This window comes from Nostocoides sp. F2B08 (assembly GCF_009184895.1).
Classification (GTDB): domain Bacteria; phylum Actinomycetota; class Actinomycetes; order Actinomycetales; family Dermatophilaceae; genus F2B08.
This window is the reverse complement of record NZ_WESE01000018.1, coordinates 1-25,040: the sequence shown is the minus strand read 5'-3', so window position 1 is coordinate 25,040 and position 25,040 is coordinate 1. Positions and strand designations below refer to the sequence as shown.

The window sequence follows — 25,040 nt, the reverse complement described above, 5'->3', positions numbered from 1 at the left end:
GCGGAGTGCCGCAACTTCCTGTCTCGTTGATCGCCAATGGGGAAGCCGGAAACGTACGGTAACTGTGTGGACGGAGAAGGAACCGGCGAGAAGCGCTTGCGCCTGCGTCACGCCGGCGCCTGCCGGGTCTGCGGGGTGAAGCTCGTCCGGGTCCTGGTGTCGTGAATCGAGGATCAGGGAGGGCAGCCAGCCGCGTCTGGGACAGCCGAGCAGATCATCTCGTCCGCAAGCCTCTCCTTGCCATTTCGGTAGGCGAACGCCCGCGCTTCGGCGTAATTTGTCGAGAACTTGGTCCCGTCCAAATTCATGCAGAGCATGTCGTTGCCCCAGTCGTAGTCGTACGAAGTCACGTCAACGCATGAGCCAGGTTCTAGAACGTCCTCGATGATCTCGTCCCAGTCAGAATGGCTGAGACCAGGGTCGACATCGCGCTGCGCCTCGAGGCGCTCTGCAACTCGCTTCTCCTCGATCTCCTCGGCTTCACGTGGCCGCTCGACCTCTTCGTAGTAGCGCTGCTCTGAATCGACGACGGCGAGATCGGACATGTAGCCAGATCCACAGCCGGTCAGGGCCGTTGTCGCGAGGGTCGCGACGGCGATCGTCCTCTTCATGTGTGGGTTGTCCCCTCGTTCATGCCCTCTGCAATGCTTTCAGTGTATGAGAGCGTGCTCCCCGAGGTAGCCAGTTGCTCGGACGACGACCTGGTGGCCATTGACATCCTCGCCACACACCAGCACATGCTCCTCATTCAGCGGTCCTCCGCGCTTGCCGTGTTGGTTAGTTGGGGGCCGTCCACTGGCCGGCGGTGTGACACAACTACTGCCTCCGGGCCACCCATCAGCGGACCGCGTTTGCCGCTGCCCATTTGACCCCCGCATTTCATCGCATCCCGGCCTAGCCCAGAGGTGACACTTGGTCTTGAACTCCGCGGTACCGTGCACGCGAGGCAAGGACTGCCGGCTCCGGTCGACCGACGGCCTGGTCCACCCTCACCGCGGTTCATTGCGGGCGAAGAGATGATGGGTGTCGCAAGACGAACGAGGGGACCGTACATGGCTGACGAGGACGCAGGAACTTTCGAAGGGCTGGAGGTTGGCAGGATCTCGGGGGACTTCTTCGTTCCCCGTTATCAGCGTGGGTATCGATGGACCGAAATCGAAGTGACCCGGCTGCTTCAGGACATCCGCGACAGCGAAGGAGCCACGTACTACCTGCAGCCCATCGTTGTGAAGGCCCTAGGGGACAACCGTTGGGAGTTGATTGACGGCCAGCAGCGACTGACGACACTGGCTCTCATCGTCCGCTACTTCAAGACCTATGTCCCCATGGCAGAAGTGAAATACAGCATCGAGTACGAAACGCGACCACGCAGCGCAGAATTCCTCCTGCAACCAACCAAGAAGAAGGCTGACGAGAACATCGATTTCTTCCACATGTTCGCTGCATGGCAGGCGATCGGCGTGTGGCTCGATCGGCAGGAAGACGCCTCAACGTCGGCATGGGAGATCTACTCGGCACTTTCCCGCCGCGTGAAGGTCATCTGGTACGAAGCCCCCGAGACCACCGACTCCATCGAGTTGTTCACTCGCCTGAACGTCGGCCGCATCCCCTTGACCGATGCCGAACTGGTGAAGGCACTCTTGCTGTCCCGCAGCCGAGAGGTGGACGGGACGGACCGTGCTCTCAGCGTCGCCTCGGAATGGGATGCGATCGAACGCGACCTGCGGGATCCAGAACTATGGGCATTCCTGACAGCAAAATCTGACGACGAGGCGACGCACATCAGCCTGCTCCTCGACACGATCGCGGACCAACTGTCTGATCGGCTTCGCGCGAGGGACGGCAGGGACGCTGGCGAACGGAAGCCGCTGCGCGGACGCGATCGACCGAACTTCCACACGTTCGAAACCTTGCGCAGAGCCATCGTCCAACCCGGCGACTTCTCGGGTCTGCTGTGCGACCACGACGTGAACGAGGGGCAGGGCGCCGCCCATTTGTGGGATCACGTAGTCGATCTGCATTCTTTGCTCACCGGCTGGTACGAGGAACGCGACTCGTTCCACAAGATTGGCTACCTGACCGCGTGTGGACTCCCGTTCGGTAGCGTGCTCGCTCTCGCCGACGGAGCCACGAGAAGCCAGTTCAACGAGAGCCTCCACGAGACGATCGCCAGCGGCCGACGTGTCGGCCTCAACCTGACGCTTTCGGCTCTGCGCGACCTCAGGTACGGCGAGGACGACGCAAAGATTGGGCGAGCACTCCTGCTCATGAATGTCGAGGCGGTGCGGAAGCTGACCCACTCCACCGAGCGCTTCTCTTTCCACACGTATGCCGCCCGGACTTGGTCTCTTGAGCACATCCACGCCCAGAACTCCGACGGTCTCAACACTGTCGAGCAGTGGACCGAGTGGCTGCGCCAGCACAGACACGCGCTGTCGGGTATGCCGAACCTCGAAGCCAAAGAGGTCGAGGATCTCTCGCATCGTATTGACGAGGCGCTCGCGGCGCTGACGCTGGAGAAGTTCCAAGCACTCGAGGCGGAGCTTCGTAGGATCTACTCACCTCCCGACGTCGACGGTGCGCCCGAGGAGCATGCGCTCAGTAACCTCGCGCTTCTGGAGAAGAACGACAACAGCACGCTTAACAACTGGGTGTTCGAGGTGAAGCGTCAGCTCGTACTCGGCCTCGACCGAAAGGGGTCGTACATCCCGATCTGCACCCGCAACGCATTCCTCAAGTACTACACCGATCGTCGTGCACAACAACTGCACTTCTGGGGCCCACAGGACCGCAAGGCGTATATGACCGCCATCGAGCGCGAGCTCACCCCGTACCTCCAGCTCGAGGCTCAAGGGGAGGCCGCACCATGAGCCGCATCGAGTCCTTCAGTCGCATGTTCTCCCCGGAGACGGCTCACGGGGCGGTCATCACTCGCGTGGAGATTCCCCTTATCCAGCGCGACTACGCCCAAGGCCGCCGCGGCGAGAAGATCGACGAGATCCGACGCAACTTCCTCGAGGTCCTGCGGGGCGCGGTCTCCGGCAAGCATCCGAAGCCCGTCAGCCTTGACTTCGTTTACGGTGAGCTCAAGCAGGACGGCACGCTTCAGCCGCTCGACGGCCAGCAGCGCCTGACCACACTCTTCCTCTTGCACTGGTACCTCGCGTCGCGAAGCGGAAACCTGACAAAGGATTCGGCCTGGGTCAACTTCACTTACGAGACGCGTCCGAGCGCTCGTCGGTTCTGCCATCGTCTGGCTGTCTCCACCCCGAACGCCGGCGGCGGACTAATCTCGGAGTGGGTACAGAACCAGCCGTGGTACCTATACGTGTGGCGGTACGACCCGACCATCAACTCGATGCTCGTCATGCTCGACGCAATCGACCACGAGTTCGGCGACGTGGACGCACACCAAGCGTGGGAGCACCTCACTGACGAAGACAACCCCGCTATCTCTTTCCACCTTCTCCCGCTCCCTGACATGGGCTCGGCCGAGGACCTCTACGTGAAGATGAACTCCCGCGGGAAGCCCCTCACAGACTTTGAGAACTTCAAAGCGCGATTTGAGTCGGTGATCGAGTGGTCGCCGGACGAAGCCGCCGAGTTCGCCCTGAAAGCCGACACCGAGTGGGCGGACCTCTTATGGCGGTTCCGCGGTGACGATGACCTAGTCGACGACGAGTTCCTTCGATACTTCGACTTCGTCACAGAGGTGTGCGAGTGGAGCGACGAACCCCTCGGGTCAGGTGCGGGAACACTCACCCGGCTCCAGCGAGCTGCCCGCGTGTTCGGCGAAACCAACCCGCGACGACGTGAACACCTCGCCTTCTTGCTCACTGCCTTCAACGTATGGAAGGGCGTGGACGTCGCAGCAAGGTTCGACGGCCTCTTCGGTAGGTCGATAGACGACGTGGACGACGATCGACTCCCCCTCTTCTTCCGCGATCCCAACGTCAACCTCTTCGAAGCCGCCTGCCGCAGCTACGGAGACACCGGCGGCGGAGGCAATCGCACGTTCACCTTCGGCCAAACCCTGCTGCTCTACGCCGTCGTACTCAACCTAGCTGACGAAACGGATGACTTCCCGCCCCGGTTACGCACGCTCCGCAACCTCATCGAGGGATCGACTTACGAGATGCGCGCCGAACGCATGCCGCGCCTCGTAGCCGACACCCGCGCATTGATCAAGGACGGCACCCTCCCACAGCCCGGCAACACCTTCGCCGTTGCCCAGATCAGCGACGAATCCGACAAGCGCGCCTTCCTCGTCGAGCATCCCCAGCTCGCTGGAACACTGCGGGAGGTGGAGGACCACGTCCTCCTGAAGGGCTCAACCACCGCATTCACGCTGGACGCTCAGACGCTCGTCCCTCGTTGGGTCACCTTCCACAATCTCATGGCCGACCCGAGCCTGTGGTGGGACGTCACCGGTGCGCTGCTGACGTTCGGGGAGTACCAGTGGCCACGTCAACGGAACGGCACATTGACAGATTCCGAGTCGTTCCAATTCGGCACTTGGGACCAGGAGTACCGCGACGCGTGGCGCGAGGTGCTCGTCGGACGTACACGCACGGACGCCGCCAATACCGCGACCGTGCTCGGAATGTTCCTCGACGCTGTTTCAGCTGCTTCGAGCCCTCTCGACGCCACGCTGAAGAAGATGCAGGCCGAATGGCTGCAGGGATGCGAAGAGGCGTCCAGTTACGACTGGCGCTATTACGTCGTGAAGTACCGCGCCATGCGCGCCGGCGCATCCGGGCGCTACTACGCCCACGGACGACGGATGGGCTTTAGTCTCACCAACCTACCCGGCGGCAAGAAGTACCGTAACGCCTACTATCACGACCCCTACTTGCTCACGATCTACCGAGAGCTGGGCGAACCGGACGAGGTCCAACGACCATCTTTCTCCGGCTATGAGTGGGACCCGCGGTGGCTACGGCTTGCGGGAAGCGGGGTAGGCATTCGGTGCGTGCCTGCCGGATACGAACTGTTGGCGCCAAGGGCCGCGGAGCACACGGACGCATTCAAGGACTCCACTTTCGCCTTGGGTGCGGTCGAGATCAAAGGCGAGGAACCGACCCTCTCGGTCAAGGTGGCGAAAGCTACCGATGACGAGTTCGGCCCAGATTCACAGGACCGAATCCAGTTCGGCGTACGACTTGTCCGCGCCCTAATCGAGGCTGGCCTGTGAATGACCGTTCTGCGGACTCCAAGGAAGATACTCACCGCAGTCACGAGCGTGTCGAGAGCGGCTTGGGCAGCCTGAGCGAGCCCGACCCGTATCGGCGATGGCTGATGTGCGCAGGACCATTTCGCGCGCCCACAGTGGTCGCTGAGATCCAACCCCCGGTGCCCCCGGCACCCGGCGGTTAGACGCGACGGCAGGGCCGTTCCGTCGGCAGGCATGCTACTCCGGTGATCACCGTCGAGCGCTCGATCGGCGTGCCTGCCGGAGTCCCTCTGTGAAGGCTTCAGCTTTCGTGGCAAGCGCCGCGACGTCTGTTACGGAGAATTCAGTTGTCAGGGACTTGGAGGGGTGAGCAACACAGTTCCGCAGCTTGGCGAACTCTTTCAGCACCGCGCGCAGCTCGTTCTGACTACCAGGAAAGGCTTCAACGAGCGGAGGAATACGGTCGACGATGCGTGAATATGCACGAAACATCAGGTACTCGACCGGCCGCGTCTCGACGTCCTGAGCGCACGCGGCTTCGTAACGTGTCCGTTCCCGGCCTTGTATCAGCACCTCGATGGCTTCCTGGGAAAGGAATGCTTCGGCGGCGTCCGCGAGTAGCATCTCGGCCTCGGCGAGCACAACATACAGGTAGCAGCGCACTACATGGCGATCCAGATCTGATCCGACAGCGAAGTCAGTGATGCCTGAAGGGCCAGCGAAAAACACGAGTCCGGAGGCCGCAATTGCCTGCACCGCATCCTTAACCGGTGTGTCGCGAGCTTGGATTGCGCATCGCTCAAGCGGGATGAGTGACCGGCTGACCGTGCCACGCCGTCCAAGGTCCGCGGTGCGGACCCAGCCACACAACCGGTCCTCGACGTTGATGACTGGCGCTTGATCGAAGCGAGCGCCCTGTAGCAGGTCTTTTGCTTCGGCAGCGTGCATGTTGAGCCTAACTGCGAGGGCACCGTCGAGGGCGGTGGTCATCTCGTAGGCGGGGAAGGAGACGGTGATGGGCATGAGCAATCATGCAATGGACGATCGCGCGAAACTCGCACCGACGTGCGGGCTACTGGGTGCATCTGTACTTGATTCTCCGACGCCGAGCCCGACCAACAGGGTCGCGTGGTTGACCCATCTCGAGCCGCTCCGATACGAGCCGTAGAGCGCCCCGACCCGCCGGCGCCTGTTCGCCCCCGGGTCCTTGCGACGCTCATCCCACCAACATGTCGAGGTGGCGATCGGCAAGGTCGACAGCCGGCGGAAAGGGACACCCCGAGTGACTCCCATCAGCCCCTGACGCCCTCACTGACTATCAGCGCGGGTGGCGAAGCTGGCGTTGAGATCCTTCAAGGTATGCCTGTGCTCGCTCTCAAGGGTCTCCTTGGACGGCAGGAGAAACGGCAACGTGAACATCTTCTCCTGGGCGCGAGCCGTGACCGTCCCCTCGGTGTCGTTGAAGACGGTGAACCGGAACCGAGCATTGACCACGCCGCCCAGGACCACGCCAACCGCGTCGAAGATCATTTCGCCATCGTCACCGGCAGTAGCACCCGGGGACGAAGACTCGAGAACCCGGCAGCAAATCCTCATGAACCTGGATACCTTCACGATGTACTCATCGCCGGCCCTCAGGGGCTCTGCAGCCGGGGGGACCAGCGTGGTCGTGACGCCCGGACCTCGTAACTTGCTCTCCGACCTCCATTCTCCCCATCGTGTCTGCGTGGCAAGGCGTTCCCATCCCTCCTCAACGCTGGGACAGTCTGGGAGTGGCTGAACCACCGTGACCGACCACGCCACATCCGACGGGGCTGCCACCGCTGCCCTCGAAACCCACGGTAATCGCCTCATCAGATCCTCCAGGGCCTCCGATCTTTCAGGCTGTCAGCAGCCGCCGTTGTTCACGGTACCGAGGCCGGAGACTGTCGCGATGTGTAGCGGGGCGACGAAACCCCCGAGTGCGCTGAAGTCCGGCCAACTCAGTACGCGACTCGATGTCGGCCACCTTTCGACCAAGTCGGCACAATCGCGCACAACGGGGGGTGCTCCCAACCGCGTCCAGATGAGGCGAACAACCCGACCAAAGGTGTTGGAGGCCTCGTATCCCGGCGCCAGTAGGAGAGCCCGTCACCCGGCGAAAGCGGTCACCCTGCGTCTGTGCCGCCCGTCATCGAAACGGCCAGACTTGCGATCTGCGACGCGTGCCTGCCGTTCGTTGGGTGGGCAGGACTGTTACCCCGGCGGCGCGGTGGTGTCGGGTCCGAGGACGACCAGGGCGATCACGGCGACCCTGACGAGCGAGCTGCGGATGGCCCTTCCTGCGGGTCGCAAACCGAAAAGGTCTCAACCCATGGGCCGGGCAGGAGCAGGTGCCTCATCCAGGACGGGTGATTGGGACGCGGCCATCGGCCGATAGTGTGATCCCTCGTCGGAGAAGGCTCACCCTCCCCACACCCAGCCTCGCGCCTGCATCCGGCTTGGCTATGGATCGGTCGACGCCTTGTTTCGTTCGGGCCTGATGGCGAGGAAGCGATCAAGGAGAGTAACTGGCGATGATCAGAATTCTGGATGGCATGCCGGCGGGGGTCCTCGGCCTACAGGCGATCGACGACGTGGAGAAGGAGGACTACCGCAATGTCGTGGTGCCCGCGGTCGAGGCTGCCCTGGCCGACCACGGAAAGGTCCGTCTGGTCTACGTCCTCGGTCCCGAGTTCGACGAGTACGAGGAAGACGCGCTCTGGGAGGACCTCAAGCTCGGGGTGCGTCATCCCGCGTCCTTTGAGCGGATCGCGATCGTGACCGATGCGCGATGGGCAGGAGCAATAGTCAAGATCCTCAGCATCCTGTGGCCGGGACAGGCGCGCGCCTTTCCACTTGCCGAACTCGAGACCGCGAAGTGTTGGGCGGCCGAGGAAGCAACCTGACACCGACACCGGGGCTGCGGCATAGACCGACGGCCGAGCCCGAAACTGCGCCGTTGCGCACATTGACCTCGGGGACTCAAGGACGCTCAGGCCGGAACCAGGGCGGGGGAGTGCTGCTACCCGGCTCACACGCCCCAACCGTTCGTGAGCCGCCCCGCCCAATCTTGGCGTTGCGACCACCACGGGCGCGCCCAGCAGCCGGCGTTGTGACGCACCTTGGTGCTCCCTCAAGTGGCGCTGTCGGTGGGCTGGTTCAACAGGGAACGAGCGACCGTCGACCTGCTAGACCGAGTGGCCGGCTGAGCAGTACCTTGATGTATTCGGCCTGGTGGCCGTGCTCACCTGTGGAGGTGCAGCGTGCGACGTCATGTGTGGTCCGCGATGGCGGCCTCGGCTCTGCTGCTGGCGGGGTGCTCCGACTCAGGCACGACGGCAGAGGACACGGCGGACGAGGTCGAGCCTGCGGTCGAGGAGTACCTGGCTGCGGTGGACCCGGAGGGTCAGGTGCGAGCGGTTCTGGTCCACCGCGACGGGGAACCGGTCGTACAGCGCTATACGGGTACCACTGCGGAGGAGTACTGGGACACCCGCTCGGTGACCAAGTCGCTGATGTCGACCCTGGTCGGGATCGCCATCGACGAGGGGCACATCGCCGGCGTGGAGGCGAGCCTCGGTGAGCTGTTACCGTCGCGCAGATCTGAGATGAGCGAGGCGACCGCTGCGGTGACGTTGCATCAGGTCCTCACCCACACCGCTGGCTTCGCTCCCGACACCGCGGGTGCGAGCGTGGAGTACTTCGCCGCCGAGGACTGGGTCGGGCAGATCCTGGCCGACCACGGCGAGAGCGGCCCGGTCGACGGGTCGTTCGTGTACTCCAACGCCGGGGCGCACCTGCTCTCGGCCATCCTGGTCGAGGCCACCGGTGTGCCCGTGTTGCAGTACGCCCGGGAGAAACTGTTCGAGCCCTTGGGGATCTCGACCGAGCCGGCGTTCGAGCCGGCGTTCGACTTCAGCGACGAGGCTGCGGCCGCGGCGTTGTACGAGGAGTACTGGGTGGCGGGGTTTACCTGGCCGGTCGATCCGCAAGGCCTCCACGAGGGAGCGTGCTGCGCCAAGCTGCGCCCTTCGGACCTGGCCGCGATGGGCCAGCTGTACCTGGACCAGGGACGCTGGGACGGGCAACAGGTCGTCCCGGAAGAGTGGGTCGAGCAGGCCACCACGGCCCATGTCGAGGTCCGCGAGGCCGGCGTCACCGGATACGGGTACATGTGGTGGATCACCGACATCGCCGGCCAGCCCGGCTACATGGCCAACGGCTTGGGCGGCCAGGTCATCCACGTCCTTCCCGCCGAGAACCTGGTGGTAGCTGTTGCTACCGAGTTCGATGACCGGGACCCGGCCCGGATGGCCAAGATGTTCAGCGGTGAGTCCGCCATCAGCATGGTCGAGAACGCCATCGTCCCCCACCTACCCAACTAGCGGACAGTTCAACTCGGACACAGCCCTCAGCGTTAGTCATAAGATAAGCCGCGCCCAACAGCCGGCGGAGAGACGCGCCTTCGTCGGTGAGTGGTTCACTACGAGCGTGCGGGAGCAATTGCGGGTGCGGGTGGAGGACTACTGGAGGAGGTTCCTTGGCGTCGACGACGTCGAGAGCCGGCCTAGTGTCCTCCTCGTCCACAGATCCGCCCTGGCGGGCTATCCGGGTGTCTTCGTGGTCCTTCGCGAGGACCAGGTCATCGCCTCGGTCCCGCCCGGGCTGGCTGCCACAGCGAAGGCATGGCCGCTGACGAGGGAGACTGTCGCGGACCCCTCGTGGTGGCAAGACCGGCTTCCCGGATGGGCCGTGCTGGGGCCTAGCGTCCAGTCCTTCCTCGACCACACTGACGCCCTTCCCGACACGGCCCGCACTCGGCCAGTCGGCCCGGCTGAAGTACTCCGACACCTGCGAGAGCGAGTCACCGGAAGCGAGTGGGCGGAGTCCGGCTTCAATAAGGACCTCGAGAAGGCCTGGCTTCTCGACGTCGAGGGCGGAAGGGTGGTGGCTGCGGCCAACCTGAGCCTCTTCGACGGAGTTCCTGCCGACGTCGGTGTGCTCGTGGCCGGCGATGCCCGAGGCCATGGCTACTCGGCAGTGGTCGCAGCGACCGCGACTCGTCACGCAGTCCACGCCCACGCGATCGCACGGTGGCGATCCTTGGACTCCAACACCGCATCACGACGAACGGCACATCGACTCGGCTTCCAGGATGACTGCGTCCAGCTCGCGATTCGCCCCTAACTGGCATGCACCAGCAGATAGCCCGTCACCCGGCGGAAGGACTCACCTGTCAGTCTCGAGGGTGTGATCAGCAGAGATTCTGGGCAGTCAGGAGCCGACCCTGCCCGAGTTGGAACGTTGGATTATTCCTTTCGGTCTGACCCGTCGATCAAGGGGATGTAGCCCTGGGGCCATGTTTGCGCGGAGATCGGGAAGCCCTGCCTCCAGCCCACGTTGGCCGTGAACTGCGTCGCCGTGAAGTCGTTGCCCTCGATGACGTTGCGACGCGAGGATCCCTGAGCGTCCGGTCCGTGCCCGAACCAGACACAGCCGTTCATTCGACCGACAAAGACGCAGTCAATGATGTCGGCCTGCGTGGCGAAGTGCCCCTCCCAGCGACAGTGGATGAAGGTGCAGCGCTCGAAGCGGGCGCTGTCCATACTGAAGGCTTTCGAGCCGAAGCCGAGTCAGGTCCGACGGCGGCGCTCCTGTCTTCGGTATGAGCCATTCGGCTGTTTTCCGAGCCATTTGGTGACTGCTAGATGCTCAAGCCTTGCGCGAGTGCGGGCGAGACGGGATGATCCCGATGCAACACCGCGTAACTCGGCAGGGAGGGTCATCCATGGGTGCTATTCGAGAACTGTTTCTTAACGAGGGTCAGGAGGATAAGGCAGTTGTCGAGGCACCTGCCTTTAGCATCACGAAAGTTATGGCCGTCGTGGCACCGCTGATCACTGCACTCGTGACCTGGGCTACTTCCCGACTCGAAAGTGTGGAGTTCACGAGCGGGCAGATCACCGGCATTATTGCGTCTCTGATTGGTTTTCTTGCCATCACCGGAGCGGCGGACGTGATAGCGAGAGGCTTGGCTACTTCGGCGGAGAAGGCGGCAACCGGTCGAGGCAGATGGGTTCGGTTCGAGAAACCCCTCGTGGCGAAGCTGTCACTGCAAGGGCCAGATGAAGATGTTGCTGTCGTCGCGGCGTCCGATGCCGATCCCCCAGAGTTCCTCTGTGTAAGGGAGGACAAGAGCCTGAGTTGGGAGCCGGGTTCCAAAGTGACATTTTCCTGAGCCCTCGGTTCAGGCGCATGCTCATAATCAGCTCCCGACGACTCGGCGAACACAACGCCCGACTCGTGCCACCGGGGTGTGTCGATTGTGAGAGCATCTGCGCCGAGTTGGGGTCTGCCCTCGGCCGGCGCCGGACTCGAAACGCTCAAGTCGAGCGTCTGTCGGGACGATCGGCGGCCACAGCTGCCCTGGCCACGTGGACGGCGCCAACTTCGGCCGCAGCGCACCTCTGCGAGAGCGTGCGACGCGATCTGTGGCGCTCCGCGCCGACGGGCGCCGTCGCAGAGGTTGTGCAGGTCAGCATCAGGGGCACTCCTCGGCCACGGACAGGACAGTGCTCAGCGCGGTGGGCGGGGTGTGTCATTTCGTCGCCGTGCAGCCCGTTGACCTGCGCAAACAGTACGCCGGACGGGGGATCGTCGTCATGTGGCACGAGTCAGGTCATAATCAGCTCCCGACGACTCGGCGAACACAACGCGACGGGCATTGTCGCGCAGGATGTGGCGCCTCCGACCGTCGCGCAAACGTAGGCTCGTTGGAGAGGGATTTGCGTGGCCAGCGCTTCTTCGGAGGGGGCGTGCCAGGTCGCCGACTGCGCCCTCGGCGGCGCATGTCGTCGGAGACGATATGTCGTTCCTTAAGCGAGTCGGAGGGGGAACGTCGGCGTTCTCTCCCGATATCGAGCGCCGAATCCTCAGGTGCTTGGTCCGTCGCGCGGCACGTCGGACTTCAGCAATGACTCCTGGGCTCCAGCGGCTGCCAGTACGGCTGCATCCGCGTCACTTTGCTCGTGCTCGAGCGCCAGCGCGGCAGCGCGGGCGTTCTCGTACGCTCGGGTGACTCCCGCCGAGAGGCGTCGCATCCCTGCACCAGACGTGCGCAGAAACTCCGCGTTAATGCCTGCGGCCTCCTGCTCTTCAGCAACCTCCCGGACCCGGCTGGCGTAATCCTGTCGCGGGCTTGGAAGTGCAGGTTCGTCGCCCTGGTGCAGGTGTGCAAGGACCCGCTCGGAGAGCGAAGGCGGCGGGACCATCGCCTGTTCATTCGCCGACTTGACGTCGAGAGAAATCCTGCGTGCGTGGACCGCGTCCACCCTGGCGAACCTGCGCACCCCCTGCGGATCGCCACTTAGTGCCGCGAGGCTTGCGGCGCAAAGGCGCTCGGTGCTAGCCAAGCCCCCCGCGTCGACTGTTCCCGGAGTCGCCAAAGCGTCCGTCAGCTGTCTCGCCAGAGCGTCGGCCGAAGTTTCGGGCGCCGGCCTCGCCACCCACATCCGGGGGGTCGAGTCCCATGAGACGTCGCGGCCAAGGAGAAAGAAGTCATGGTCGGCGTAACGGCTTGGGAGTCGCATCGTGTCTTCGCTGCGTGCGTCAATTACCGTGACGCCCTCGGGGTATCCCAGAGTGCCGGGCACCGCGAGAATGCGTGACGGTGTCTCCCAGGTCATCACGCAGAGCGTGGCCACGAACCCCTCGAGTGCCGTAATGAGGGTCTGCGCAATAGTGAACCCGGGCTGTGATGGCGCTTCCGCTTCCTCAAATAGCGGCTGCGGCGAGAGTAGGTCGTCAACGACGTCGCCCGCCTCAGCGGGATGGTCCAGAAGGTGACGCTCGAGCGCTCCTTGAACCTGGTTGACAAGTTTCGGGTCGCCTAAACGCTCCGCATCCTGCAGACGGGTAAGCAGTCCCCGCAACGCGGAGTACCCGCGTCGGCCTGCAGACGTCACTGCAAGGCCTACAACCGCCTCTCCCGCTGCTTTGAGGAGAAAGACCGCGATCAACTCCATCCGCAAAGGTTAGTGCGCTCGCCATCCTCCCGCTAGAGGCTTGCATACTTCTCACGTCCGCATGGCTGTGCTGCGGCTCTTGGCGGACGCTGCATCTTCAGCCAGCTCGGGGGTCGTCTTGCGGCCAACCTGGTCTCGCCAGGCGCTGGACTCTGCGCGTCGACACATCCTCTTGTACCGCCCCATAGTGGGCGCCGGGACCGACGCATAGAGCGCGCAACAGCTGGCGGAAGGACTCACCTGTCAGTCTCGAGGGTGTGATCAGGAGAGATCCTGAGCAGCCAGGAGCCGACCATGCACGACGTTGGAACGTTGGAGCATTCCTTGTCGGTCTCACCCGTCGATCAAGGGGATGTAGCCCTGGGGCCATGTTTGCGCGGAGATCGGGACGTCCTGTCTCCAACCCACGTTGGCCGTGAACTGCGTCGCCGTGAAGTCGTTGCCCTCGATGACGTTGCGACGCGAGGATCCCTGAGCGTCCGGTCCGTGCCCGAACCAGACACAGCCGTTCATTCGACCGACAAAGACGCAGTCAATGATGTCGGCCTGCGTGGCGAAGTGCCCCTCCCAGCGACAGTGGATGAAGGTGCAGCGCTCGAAGCGGGCGCTGTCCATGTTGAAGCCGCCGAGCTGCTTGAATCTGACGCGTTCGAAAGTGCAGTCGCGGTACAGCGTCGGCCGGTTCCCGAATGAACCCTGCGCCGCCACGCCGTAGTCGTTGAGTACCGGCCGCACCCGCTGCCGGAAGTGGCAGCGGTCGAACTGCGACCACGCGGCCACCAGCTGGACGTCGTTGAGGACGAGGTCGACGTCACTGATGCGGGCTCGGAAGAACAGTCGCGCGATGAGCCCACCCTCGGCTGGTCCGGGCTCGGGCAGGCAGCCGATGTGGGTCCCGGAGATCCATGCGTCCTGGTCCCAGCCCCAGCCGTCGGGGACAGCATCCGGCGGCTCCTGATTCCGCCACCAGTTCTGGTCGCCCACAATGGCAGCATCCCACTTTGCCTGGACTCCCGCGCCAGGACACTAGACCTCCGGCACTGGACAGTTCTCGGCGGTGTGCAGCAGCTGGGTCAGCGGATGGCCTTCGGGGTTCGGCGTCGCCCGCGGGTTGGGTGTCGGGCGCGGGCACCGGTGGTCAGCCGTCGCTGATGTAGGGCGACGCAGCCCTCAAACATGTTCATGCCAGTGGCGTCACCGGGATCAGAACCCGCCGTCGATCCCGCCTTTGCCGCGGAGGTCGTCTCGGTAGCGGTACAGCTCGTTGCTTGAGCGTTCGACCGAGGCCCGGTCCCGGTCGCTCATGCCGGGACGGTTGCTGCGCCGGTCGTACAGCCACGCGGCGACGAAAGCCAGCGTCACCACGACTGCGACTGTGCCCCAGAACCAGAGCATGTCCCCTGCTCCCTTCCGCCGGGCAGATTCCGGCGTTGGGGCCAGTGTGAACCTCTGAACGACAGTTGTCGATGGACTGTCGAGACTGCACGGTGGCGCGGACGTCAGAGGAGCAGATGGTCGGCTCCCGGCGCATAGACGCGCCCGCATGTCAGACGGCCGTCGTGTCGCCCTCGGCTTCTGTCGGGCGGCTCACCTTGCGAAGACCGTAGGCCTCATCCAGGAGGTGTATGAGGTCGCCTTGGCCCGCTTTGGTCTGACCCTGACCGCGTAAGCGAAGAACAATCGCCGGCCTCTCGGTGAGCCAATCGGCCAATCGTAGAAGGCCAAAACCCAACTCGACCTCAGCCAAACCTTCCCCCTTGCTATACAGACTATTCGCAAGATCGTATGGGTCCAAGAAGTCATGCCGCCCGATCAAACTCCACATTTCATCCCGAAGTTGCTCGGTCGGAACTACGTTACATAAGGCAACAAGAGTAGCGATCCAACGGTCGTCGCCATCACGAACGAGAGACTCTTCGACCGATCTGTAGGCATGCTGGACCATCAACATCTCCCATTCTTCAAAAGGAGAGGAACATAGTTCAAGCAGGACGTTGTTGGAGGGTCGATGTTTGGCTAGCACTTGCTTCAACAAAGATTCGCCATCTGTCCAAACGAGAAGCGGCTTTAGCACGCTCGTGTCGGTGCATGTGATTGTACATTGCTCGGCCGCAACGGCTAATCTTGGCGTGGTGGACGCAAGACGAACCAAGTCTGTAGCGCCACCGGCTTCACGGGCCCAGTAGGCGAAACGCATAATCTCTTCGTCCGACACATCAGCCGGCAGGCCTCCAATCGTTGATGAGACGAATTCTTCGTATCGATCGGCGCCAAGGCGTTCGGCCAATTCTCGCAAAATCGCCTTCTGTGCACGGCCCCTTCCATATTCCGACCTCGTGATGCGCACATTCGTCAGCAACGCCGAGGTCCCGTCCAGAACCATTTGCCACCATTCGTCGCGACACTTGAGGGGCAGACTGTGGTTGACAAGGATGGGCGCAGCTAAGGCAATTGCTGCGTCCCCGGCGGCGATAAACTCAAGCGCGCGGATCGCACGAACGTCAGTCGCCCGATTTAGCTGCTCAACCAGAAGAAGCTGAGCGTCATTCAGTAAGAATTGCAGAGGGCCCTCAGGAAAAGTCTCATCTACACGACCGACAATGAAGCAAACAAGTGAAACAGCAGTCTCGAGCTCGATTGGTTCGACAGCATCGAAAGCGGCCACGCTTCTTAAGATCTCGTCAGGCGGGTAGCTGTGCAGCTCCGCAGGGGCTTCGGCGATCCCAAGTGAAGTCATTTGATCGATGGCCAAGCGAATCATTGGATTGAGGTCATCGACAGGCGAACTTCGGAGGGTCAAATATCTCTCGAGGTGCACAGGATCTGAGAAGGCGAACGGGCGAGGCGACGTGATCTCATCTTCGAGAAGAACTCTGAGGGTGACAATTGCGGCGGATGGATCGCTCGCGGCGTTTAGCCGTCGAATGTCTTCATCGAGCCTGTCGGGATCAAAATCGTGGACTGGTCTAGGTTCGGACACTGTGTCGCGGATCATCCTGCCTCTCTTGAGAGATTCAAACCCCTCATGCGGCCTATTGCGGGTTCGTTCCTGTGCATCGGATGAGAGGGAAGAGAGGACGTGCGGTTCTCTCCGCAAGCGAGCCACGAGCGAGGGCTCAAACATGTGGAGGACAAGAGCGAGGACAAGGTCAACGTAGTCGACCCTCGCCTCCAACTCGGGCCAGATGATCATTAGCTGCGCGGACAATCGCTTCAGGTTTCTAGGCCGATCGAGATAGACCTCCAGGCCGCCACTCCATGCGCGGAGAAGACGCTCACGCTCAGTCCAATCCCACGTCACCCCATTTTCTTCAGCGAATGAACCCAGCATCTCACTAACGACGGGAATAAGTCGACGATCGCTAGGCGATGATACCTCGATCCGTGCTTGGACCATCTTCTCGAGATATTCTCTTGCCCTACCATCATTCTTGCCTGAGAGTCCAGTTCGCTTGATGATGTCCAGGAGGGTCGTCTCATCGAAGCAAATGACGTAGTGGATGAACGGGAGTCGACCTAGCTGTCGAACAAGTCGAAAAGTCACTAGCAGTTCGGCAGGCTCGAGTCGATCCAAATCGTCGACTATCACCAATATATCCTGTTCGGCCTGCTGGAGGAGCTTACGTACCTTTTCCCGCTGATCTGCCGGGTCAGATTCTCCGGACATCAGTTTGCCAATGTGCTCCAATGCGCCGCCCACATCCGCTCCAGCGAATCCACCCAGGCCACCCAAGGCGGAATGCTGGATAAGGAACCGCCCAAACGATTCCCTAAGTTTGGCGTTCTTTTCGTCTCCGAAGAGTTCCTGAATATTGCGCATGAAGCCCGCGACCGCGGCGTCTGCCGACGAGTAGGACCAAGGGTTGAAATGTGTGATTTGAATATCGCTTGAAAGGCTCGTCAACGCGGCGTTCACTACAGTCGTCTTACCCGACCCCCACCGCCCTACCACCGCTATGACTGAAGATTCTTCGTTCCCCGTAACCGTATTGATGGCGCGCAGCAGTTGGTTTACAATGGTTTGCCGGCCGAGTTTATCGTTTTCAAGGTTGAGGAGGGGCGCGTCGTCGAACGGCTGCCAGGATGCCTGCATGGTGTCATTATAGGGAGAAGTCTGCAGTAGTCTCGTGCGCTAGCGTGACTGTTGAATGGGTTGCGCGCCCCAACGGATGGGCTACCCGGTGCAGTCTGCGTTTTGACAGAATGCGGAAGGCGCCGTGTGGCTTGACGCGAGGCGTCACGATCGATCGCCTGGCCGCAATCGTGTTGCCTGGGTGCCGGCACTGATGCAATGCGACTCATTGCCGGGTCTGACCGCCGCCATCGGCACTCCTAGCCGTCCAGTGGATCGCGCGTCTCGACGGCCGGGGCACCTGATCCGTCATACCCAGTCACCGTCTCACCGCTACCGACGGTCGTGCACCGGAACCAACCTTGACCACTTGGGTTTGGTGGCGGTCCCTCAAGTCCTCGAGTACTGCACAGTGGGCGATAGGAAGTGCCTATCAGTGTGCCGATGACTTCAGCGGCTGGGGCCTTGTGCGGGCGGGTCTGGTCGGGTCGCTGGGGGTGGTCTGTCTCGGTGGTGTCGGCCGGGGAGGTCGTCACCGGCGGGCTGGGCGGGCCGGGGTGGGGTGGAGTAGCTGGCGGCGGCTGCGTCGATAGCGCGGTCGGTCATCTCTTGGGTCAGGCCTCTCAGCGCGTACCTGACCGGTGGTGGGGCCGGGATCAGCCGATTATGGACGAGGTCGACCGCTTCGACCCATCCGGCGGAGGGCCCAGGTTGGTGTGACTTGCCGGCGATGCGATGGGCGCCGTGGGCTCGCACCTGAAGGTTCGGGTCTCTGCCCGCGTCGTGGAGGCGCCAGGCCAGGTCGACGCCGGCGACGAGGCCGCGTTGGACTGCGGTCAGGGCGCGGGCGATGTCCACGCGTTCGCGGATCGTGTCGCTGCTGGCTAGGGAGGTCCCGTCGTTGGCGATCGCTCGGTACGCCAGACGCAGTTGCGCGGAGGTCTCGACCAGGCGGGCTTGGAAGCTGCGGTCGCGGCCGCTGAGCAGGGTGAGGGTCTTGAGCAGGTCGGCGGCGGAGCCTTCGAAGATCGTCAGGGCTCGTTGCATGCGTGTGCCTTCGAGGTGGGTCAGGAGGCCGGCGTGGGTGGCGGCGCCGCCGACAGCGGAGGCGACGACGGCTCCGTCGAGCTGGGTGCGCACGACCAGGGCGAGGTCTGCGACGGACGGGGAGTTGGTCAGGGCGCGGGCGGCGTTGGTCTGCCAGGCGTTGATCGCGGTCTCGAGCATCGTGGGCTGCACCGGGTCCAGGCGGTCCCCGCGAGCGGTGGCAGGCCAGCGCAGGTCGAGGTAGCCGCGGGCCAGGCCCTCGGCGACATCGACACGACGGATCAGCTCACGCACGTTCGCGAGTTCCCCGGTCGGCCCCGAAAGGCGGGCGCGGTCCCGGCCGCTGGTCAAGGCCCGCTCGTACTGCTCCAGGGAGCGGCGCACCGCGTGGGTCGCGGCCAGCACCGAGTGCATGATCCACGTCCGGGCCGCCTCGACGTCACCGGTCGCGTCGGGGCGGATCGGGCCATCCGGTCGGTGCCGGGTCCGGACCAGGTCTGACACGCGGTACAGGCGCGCCACGATCAACTCGGCGTCCGGGTCGGGGGCGCCCGCTGGGGGCCAGCCGCCCTGAACGATGAGCTGGTGTACGCCCCTGGCGACGTCGTGGACGGTGTTGATGTCGTCATCGACGGCGCCACGGGGGCCGCTGCTGGGGATGGCCCGCCAGGCCTCGGCTCCGGCCTCGACGACTTCACCCCAGGCGCGCACCCTGGCCGGGGCGGTGGCCGCGTCGACGTCGGCGAGCATCCGTCGTGCCTGCAGGTCCGCCTGCCGGAGCAGCTCCCCCACGGTTGTCGCCTCCGCCACGCGAACGCCACGGGCGGGATCGGTGTCAGCCATGCCTGGCCTCCCACGCCAGGTCGAGCAGGTCGATGACGACCTCAGAGGCGCGCGGGGGTAGCAGGTCGAAGGAGACCCCGCGCAGCACCCGCTCGGCCTCTACGACCAGGTCCGGCACGCTCCACGCCGCCGCCGCTGCCGGAACGGAGACGTTATCGAGACGAGCCCGGTCGGCCTCCTCGAGCAGCCCTACCGCCTTGCCGGCGACCAGCTCGGCTCCCAGCGCCAGCGAGTGCTCCTCGGGGCGGCGGCCGATCTGGGTCGAGCCCAGATCGGCCGCCTCCGTCAGCAGTGCGATCACCTCCATCCATACCGGCACGGCCTGCTTGTGGATTGCCTGCGTCCTCACCGCGATCTCCCTCTTGGTCAGTGGGTGTTGTTCGTGTTCATCGAGCCACGCCCCGATGCGATCCACCAGAGTCCGAGCCAGCCGGTGGACAACTCCGACGGCCACGGTCGGGGTGAGCGAACACTGACGCCACATGACCCCCCCAAGCGCCCCGCACCCACGCAGGTGTTCACCGCAAGCCACCTCCGCTAGACGCGCTCGTCACGAGGTACGCGTCGAGGAAAGTCCCGCGAGGACCACACAGGCCGTGGTGGACGTCGTCGCGCTCGTCGCGGCCCTGCCCCGTAGCCCCGGATGCACCGGTCGCGAGCCCATCCTCCTGGCCGGCTTCGACCCTGCCCGCTGCATATACCCAGCACCGCTGAGACGGCCGGCCGTCTGCTCTGAATCCCCAGGCCGATCAGATCGCGTCAGTCCGCATTGACGGGTACACCCGGGCGGCTGACATCAGGGAGGCATCCCAGGGCGCACTGAAGACGAAAGGGGAGATGCATGGCTGCCTCGGCGATCGATGTGACCTCACAAATGACGCTCCCCCTTCCCGTTGCAAGCGAGAAGCCACTAGTGCCAGACACGAGCTCGGCGATGGATCCTCGGCTGGCACTCGCCGTGAGAAAGGCCGTGGCCGACGCGCCACCCCTGACCCCGGAGCAGCGCGACCGCATAGTGCAGCTCCTCCAGCAATCACAGACCTGTCTCAAAAACAGCACGCCCGGCCAGCTCCCCCACCCGGCCTAACGTCACACTACCCTGGCGCGATCCGCGAGTCCGCCGTGACGGACGTACGTCGAGCCCTCAACGGGCGGACAAGGTCCCGATCCAACGCGACAGTGTGGGTTCCATCAGCGCCCACGCCGCGGCAAGGACGGCCATCACGAAGACCAGTCCGAGAACCCATCCAGGGATCTCCCCACGTACCAAAGCACTGAGGCGTGCGTCCGCACGTGCCCGAACCGGACGCTGTGTCATCGACGCACTCTGTCGGTCACGGCATCTCTCGCTGAACCCGCGCTCGTGCCAAGCAGCCCACCCATCGACAGTAGTCTCGAGGAGGCACGCTCGGTCCCTCCGTGCCGCACGACACGCACCGATCGAGCAGGAGCTTTCAAGCCACTGCCACGAGACTCACGAATACCTCTGCGACGATGAGCAGTTCGCCGGAGCGGATGCCCTCGCCCCGGCGAACCCCGGCGATCGAGCATCGCAGTTGTAAGAGATCCCTTGTGAACCATTGACGGACGATCCATCCGGATACTTGTTTCCAATCTCTTTCACTGGCAGCACGGTTCACTAGGATGAATCTTCTTCGGCATTGACGCCATCCTTCCTAACTCAAGGACAGCGGCATCAAATCAGTGCCGATTCAGTTTGCCCCTCCCGCTCGATAGAGCTACGCGGAGCCGCCGCCGCCCGTCTCGGACCAGACCAGTGTGGTGGCGGTGACCGGTTCGATGGCCCCGGCGTAGTTGGGTCCCGGTTGGGACGGGCCGGCCATGGGGGATGGGCTGTCGAGGATGATGGTATGAGTTCCCGGGGGCAGCTCGGGGAAGGTGACCTCGGCGTGGCCGTGGGTCAGGGACGGTTGGCGGGACTGCAGGACCTTGCCGTGCTCGTCGATGACCTGCACCCGCACCGCATGGCGGGTGTCGGTGCCGTCGATGCTGGCGGAGACGGTCAGGGGTTGGCCGGGCAGGACCAGGTCGGGTGCGCTGGCGCGGATCGTGACCGGGTGGCTGGCTCGGCGGCGGACCGGGACGGTGGTGATGACCTCCTCGATCTCATCCAAGACGCCCTGGTTACGTTGGAGGTTGCCGTGCTGGTCGCGGATCCGAAAGATCCGGGCCGTGTCCAGGGGCTGGTCGTGACCGATCGCACCAGTCAACGGCACGGTGGCGTCGCCGTAATCGTTGTCGGTGCCGAACTCGTCGTGCGCGGTGGCCGTGCCATCGGGGTTGAGGGTGATGGTGGTCCAGGTCGGCTGCCGCGTCCCGACGATGGCGTACGCCATCTCCACGCTGGCAGGTCGGGCACGCTCGGCATCTTGCAGAGCGGCGTAGAACGCCATCGCGTCCGCGACCCGTGCTGTGGGCAGCGGCAACGCTGAATGCTCGGTGGTCTTCTTCGGGTCGCGGGGGCCGTCGGTGAGGCAGGCGTACTCGGGCATCAGCTGGTAGGAGGAGACAAGCGAGGTGGCGAACTCGGTCAGCGAGAGGTGCAGCGGGCCGATCCCGGGGGTGACGCCATTCACTAGTTGTGCGACGGCCTTCGCCGCTCCCCGCCACGGGGTGCCCAAGGTGATCAGCTTGCGGGTATGCCCCGCGCCGCCGCACATCTCGATGTACCAGCGGGCGACCAGACCACCCATGGAGTGACACACGAACACCAGCTGCGCATCAGCGAACCGCCCACCCTGCGATCGCCACCGGCCCAGCGCGGGTTCGACGATGCCGGCCAGGCGCTGCCCGTTGTACCGGTTCGACAGGCGCCAGTCATACGGCACCAGAACCAGGTTCGGCGGCCTCCCATCCGTCGGTGTCTGGTGGTAGCCGAGCCTCTCGAGATGCTTCACCAGGACCGTGTAGCCCTTGACCGGAGTCCACACGCCGGGGATGGCGTGCACATCCGGCATCAGGTCGACAGGCTCGACCCCATCGCCAGGATGCTCATCACCGATCCCCTCCGGCAAGGCGTAGTCCTGGATGCGGTGGGCGCCGGTGAAGTTGTTCCACACCGCGCCCGCCGTCGGAGCCCAGATCAAGTTCTCGCTCGCTTCGCGGTCCGCGGTGGTCACGCCCAGGGTGCTGCCCATGATGCCAGGCAGAACCACCACGACATCGGTGTCCATCATGTCGACTCCTCGGTGGTCGGGATGTCGTCGGCGTCGCCGCCCGCAGGATCGTCGCCGGCGGATGCGGGGGCGGTGAGCGGTGGGATCAAAGCCAGGACCCGGGGATAGGTGGCGCCGATTGTGGCCAGGTGGGTGAGCCAGTCGTTGACGCGGGCTGTTGCCCGTTGTCGTGCCGCGGCCAGGTACTCGGCCGCCTGGTCAGGCTCATCGGTCAGCGCAGAGACGATCGCGAGGTGGAAGAGGGCCTCTCCCAGATCGGCGTCCGAGCCGGCGGCATGGCCCGCCACGGTCGCCAGTGCCGCCAAGATCGGAGGATTGGTGACGAGGGCGGGGTCGCGCAGCGTTGGTGCAAGGCTGGGACCACCCTGCAGCGCCGCGAACGCGTGATTCAGCAGGGCCTCGCGCTCCGGATCGGAAGCCAGGTCGACCAACGCCCGCGCCAGACCCACCCGCGGATCATCACTCCCCTCCGCCGCAGCAGTCAGGGTCTCGCGCACGGCAGGGTCGGTCAAATCCTGACGCCGTTCCTGCAGGAGTTCCTGCTGCGCGAACGGGTCCGCCCGGATGAACGTCGATGCCAGCTCCCCGACCAGAAGAGGCCGATAAGCCTCAGCAAGCCCGACAGTCCGTGCCTGGTCTCGTAGCTGCCGGTACCGGTTCTGTTCCTCGGGCGGCACGCGACGTAGCGCCTCCTCGATAGTGTCGTCGGCGGAGGCCTCCAACAGCTCGCGATGCTCGACCAGCCAGTGGTGCTCCTCCGCGTAGGTGGGTGTGGCCATCCACGCTCGGGCCTGCTCCAGCAGCTCTCGATCCAAGCTCGCCCACACCGGCAGGGCCTCACCCGTGTGCTCGGCCCAGGCCCGCGCGAAACCCTGCCGACCGTCGGAAGCGTCCGCGTGCCGTCGCACCTCATCGCGCAGCGCAGACTCCAGCGCCAAGTCGTCGCCCGCGGCAGCGAGAGCATCGCACAGCCAGGTGGCCGCCGCGGGATCACCGAGATCGGCATGCATCGTCCGGTACAGCAGGAGCACCGCCTGTTGCCGGCGGTCGAGCGACTCCAGCGCCTGCGTCCAGGCGCTCTCCGTCACTCTGCTATCTGTGTGCTGCCCCTCGAGACTCTTCAGCACCCTCGCCAGCTGGGGCAGGAACGCCGGGTTCTCAGTCGTCAAGTCTCGATAGAGCTCAACCGCCTCCTCCGTCGGCGCCAACGCCTCCCTCCGCCGCCCCAGCTCCGAGAGCCGGACGCCCAGGTTGCTCAGGGCACCGGCCAGGTCGGGCCGGAACGCCGGGTACGCGCTGACGCAGCCGTACGGTGGCGAACGTCGACTCGATCGGGTTCGTGGTGCGCAGGTGGACCCAGTGCTCGGCCGGGTAGTCGTAGAACGCCAGGAGCACGTCGAGGTCGTCGGTGATCTTCGCGACCGCCTTGGGCCATTTCGCGCCGTAGTCGGCGGCGAACGCCTTCGCAGCTTTCTTGGCGTGGTCCTTGTCCTCGGCGTTCCAGATCTCCGCCAGCGCCGTCTTCGCGCCCGGCTGAGCCGATTTCGGCAACGCGTTGAGGACGTTGGCGATCTTGTGGAACCAGCACCGCTGCTCCCGGGTCTCGGGGAACACGGTGCGGACCGCTGCCCAGAACCCGAGCGCCCCGTCACCGACCGCGAGCACCGGGGCGCGCATCCCGCGCCTCTTGGCCGAACGGAGCAGGTCGGCCCAGGACTCGGTGGACTCGCGGTGCCCGTACTCGAGGGCGATCAGCTCCTTGCTGCCGTCGGCACGCACGCCGATCATCACCAGCAGGCACACCTTGTCCTGCTCGAGGCGAACCTTGAGGTGGATGCCGTCGACCCACACGTACACGTAGTCGGTCTCGGCCAGGGACCGCTTGTTGAACGCGGCCGCCTCGTCTTGCCAGTCCTTGGTCAGCCGGGTGATGGTCGCCGGCGACAGGCCGTGGCTGGTTCCGAGGAACTCGCTCAACGCAGGGCCGAAGTCACCGCTGGACAGGCCGTGCAGGTACAGCAGCGGCAACACCTCGGCCACCCGCGGCGACTTCCTCGCCCAGGCCGGCAGGATCACCGACGAGAACCGCTTGCGCTGCCCGCTCGCCTCGTCGGTGCGCTTGTCGTTGACCCGCGGCGCCCGCACCGGGATCGCGCCCGCGGCCGTGGTCACCTCCCGCGGCTCGTGGAACCCGTTCCGGACCACCAGCCGGTGTCCGTTTCCGTCGAGCTCGCCTGCGAACGCCTCGATGTAGGCGGCGACCTCGGCCTGCAGCGCCGCGGCCAGCATCGCCCGAGCGCCGTCGCGGACGATCTCATCGAGCAGCGACCCACCGGCCGCCTCGTTGGACGCCGAAGCGTCGTGAACTACCTTGAGCATGGACGTACCTTCCCGAGCCGGCGCGCCAACGCCGACCCCGATCCGAACTTGAGCATGGGCTTCGATCTTGCTCGGGAGGTACGTCTACTTCACGTCACCTCGCCGAGCGCCATCCACAGGTTCTGATCATTGCTCGCCACCTCCGCCTGGCGACTGACCCTGTGGTTCCCCCCGAATCGTGGAGGGCTTCCCTTCAAGCGGCTCTCGGGGTGAGGGCCGCGGTCTCGTAGGCGATGGGTGACATCATCGCAGCGGAGCTGTGCCGGCGGGTGGTGTTGTAGAAG

General features: G+C 64.3%; 18 protein-coding genes and 1 pseudogene. 6 read left to right on the top strand and 13 right to left on the bottom strand.

Features of this window, described 5'->3' with window-relative positions; translation table 11 throughout:
• Nucleotides 1-173: 173 nt before the first annotated feature.
• A complete protein-coding gene (locus tag GA707_RS20095; RefSeq protein ID WP_152180233.1) occupies nt 174-611 on the bottom strand; it encodes a hypothetical protein in 438 nt (145 codons plus the stop codon).
• A gap of 441 nt (nt 612-1,052) precedes the next feature.
• On the opposite strand from GA707_RS20095, the gene GA707_RS20090 reads away from it, so the two are divergent.
• Together GA707_RS20090 and GA707_RS20085 are read left to right on the top strand one after the other, a co-directional pair.
• Nucleotides 1,053-2,870 carry a DUF262 domain-containing protein gene (locus GA707_RS20090; RefSeq protein WP_152180232.1) on the top strand — a complete coding sequence of 606 codons (1,818 nt, stop codon included), beginning with the start codon at nt 1,053-1,055 and terminating at the stop codon, nt 2,868-2,870.
• Nucleotides 2,867-5,194 (top strand): DUF262 domain-containing protein, encoded by a 2,328-nt coding sequence (locus tag GA707_RS20085; protein ID WP_152180231.1) that lies wholly within the window; start codon nt 2,867-2,869, stop codon nt 5,192-5,194. The genes GA707_RS20090 and GA707_RS20085 overlap by 4 nt, the downstream gene beginning before the upstream one ends.
• A gap of 228 nt (nt 5,195-5,422) precedes the next feature.
• Here the strand turns inward: GA707_RS20085 and GA707_RS20080 are convergent, their stop codons facing one another.
• Together GA707_RS20080 and GA707_RS20075 are read right to left on the bottom strand one after the other, a co-directional pair.
• A complete protein-coding gene (locus GA707_RS20080; protein ID WP_152180230.1) occupies nt 5,423-6,196 on the bottom strand; it encodes a hypothetical protein in 774 nt (257 codons plus the stop codon).
• 285 nt (nt 6,197-6,481) lie between these two features.
• A complete protein-coding gene (locus GA707_RS20075) occupies nt 6,482-6,703 on the bottom strand; it encodes a hypothetical protein (RefSeq protein ID WP_152180229.1) in 222 nt (73 codons plus the stop codon).
• 1,025 nt (nt 6,704-7,728) lie between these two features.
• Here GA707_RS20075 and GA707_RS20070 point away from each other — a divergent pair.
• The 3 genes from GA707_RS20070 to GA707_RS20060 all read left to right on the top strand — a co-directional run bounded on the left by GA707_RS20070 (nt 7,729) and on the right by GA707_RS20060 (nt 10,381).
• Nucleotides 7,729-8,100 carry an STAS/SEC14 domain-containing protein gene (locus GA707_RS20070; protein ID WP_152180228.1) on the top strand — a complete coding sequence of 124 codons (372 nt, stop codon included), beginning with the start codon at nt 7,729-7,731 and terminating at the stop codon, nt 8,098-8,100.
• Nucleotides 8,101-8,457: 357 nt separating this feature from the next.
• Entirely contained in the window at nt 8,458-9,579 is a 1,122-nt protein-coding gene (locus GA707_RS20065) for a serine hydrolase (protein WP_152180227.1), read from the top strand.
• Nucleotides 9,580-9,685: 106 nt separating this feature from the next.
• The gene (locus tag GA707_RS20060; protein WP_152180226.1) at nt 9,686-10,381 is read left to right on the top strand and encodes a GNAT family N-acetyltransferase; all 696 of its coding nucleotides are present in this window, start codon (nt 9,686-9,688) and stop codon (nt 10,379-10,381) included.
• Nucleotides 10,382-10,503: 122 nt separating this feature from the next.
• On the opposite strand, the gene GA707_RS20055 is transcribed toward GA707_RS20060, so the two are convergent.
• Nucleotides 10,504-10,800: a hypothetical protein gene (locus tag GA707_RS20055; protein WP_152180225.1), complete on the bottom strand. Its 297-nt coding sequence runs from the start codon at nt 10,798-10,800 to the stop codon at nt 10,504-10,506.
• Between the two features lie 182 nt (nt 10,801-10,982).
• Here GA707_RS20055 and GA707_RS20050 point away from each other — a divergent pair, with 182 nt between their 5' ends.
• Nucleotides 10,983-11,432, top strand: a complete 450-nt coding sequence (locus GA707_RS20050; protein ID WP_152180224.1) for a hypothetical protein — start codon at nt 10,983-10,985, stop codon at nt 11,430-11,432.
• Between the two features lie 694 nt (nt 11,433-12,126).
• Here the strand turns inward: GA707_RS20050 and GA707_RS20045 are convergent.
• From GA707_RS20045 to GA707_RS20005, 9 genes and pseudogenes are all read right to left on the bottom strand, one after another.
• Nucleotides 12,127-13,218 carry a hypothetical protein gene (locus GA707_RS20045; protein WP_152180223.1) on the bottom strand — a complete coding sequence of 364 codons (1,092 nt, stop codon included), beginning with the start codon at nt 13,216-13,218 and terminating at the stop codon, nt 12,127-12,129.
• A 333-nt stretch (nt 13,219-13,551) separates the two neighbouring features.
• A complete protein-coding gene (locus GA707_RS20040; RefSeq protein WP_152180222.1) occupies nt 13,552-14,202 on the bottom strand; it encodes a hypothetical protein in 651 nt (216 codons plus the stop codon).
• Between the two features lie 219 nt (nt 14,203-14,421).
• Nucleotides 14,422-14,613, bottom strand: a complete 192-nt coding sequence (locus GA707_RS20035; protein WP_152180221.1) for a hypothetical protein — start codon at nt 14,611-14,613, stop codon at nt 14,422-14,424.
• A 151-nt stretch (nt 14,614-14,764) separates the two neighbouring features.
• Entirely contained in the window at nt 14,765-17,311 is a 2,547-nt protein-coding gene (locus GA707_RS20030) for a P-loop NTPase fold protein (protein ID WP_152180220.1), read from the bottom strand.
• 429 nt (nt 17,312-17,740) lie between these two features.
• Nucleotides 17,741-19,180 carry a hypothetical protein gene (locus GA707_RS20025; protein WP_152180219.1) on the bottom strand — a complete coding sequence of 480 codons (1,440 nt, stop codon included), beginning with the start codon at nt 19,178-19,180 and terminating at the stop codon, nt 17,741-17,743.
• Nucleotides 19,173-19,529 (bottom strand): hypothetical protein, encoded by a 357-nt coding sequence (locus GA707_RS20020; protein ID WP_152180218.1) that lies wholly within the window; start codon nt 19,527-19,529, stop codon nt 19,173-19,175. Before GA707_RS20020 ends, GA707_RS20025 begins: the two co-directional genes overlap by 8 nt.
• A 1,390-nt stretch (nt 19,530-20,919) precedes the next feature.
• On the bottom strand, nt 20,920-22,377 hold the full coding sequence (locus tag GA707_RS20015; RefSeq protein WP_152180217.1) for a hypothetical protein: 1,458 nt from the start codon (nt 22,375-22,377) through the stop codon (nt 20,920-20,922).
• Nucleotides 22,374-23,465, bottom strand: a complete 1,092-nt coding sequence (locus GA707_RS20010; protein WP_226963997.1) for a hypothetical protein — start codon at nt 23,463-23,465, stop codon at nt 22,374-22,376. The genes GA707_RS20015 and GA707_RS20010 overlap by 4 nt, the downstream gene beginning before the upstream one ends.
• 190 nt (nt 23,466-23,655) lie before the next feature.
• Nucleotides 23,656-24,756, bottom strand: a pseudogene (locus tag GA707_RS20005) (IS256 family transposase); the annotation flags it as partial.
• Nucleotides 24,757-25,040 lie beyond the last annotated feature (284 nt).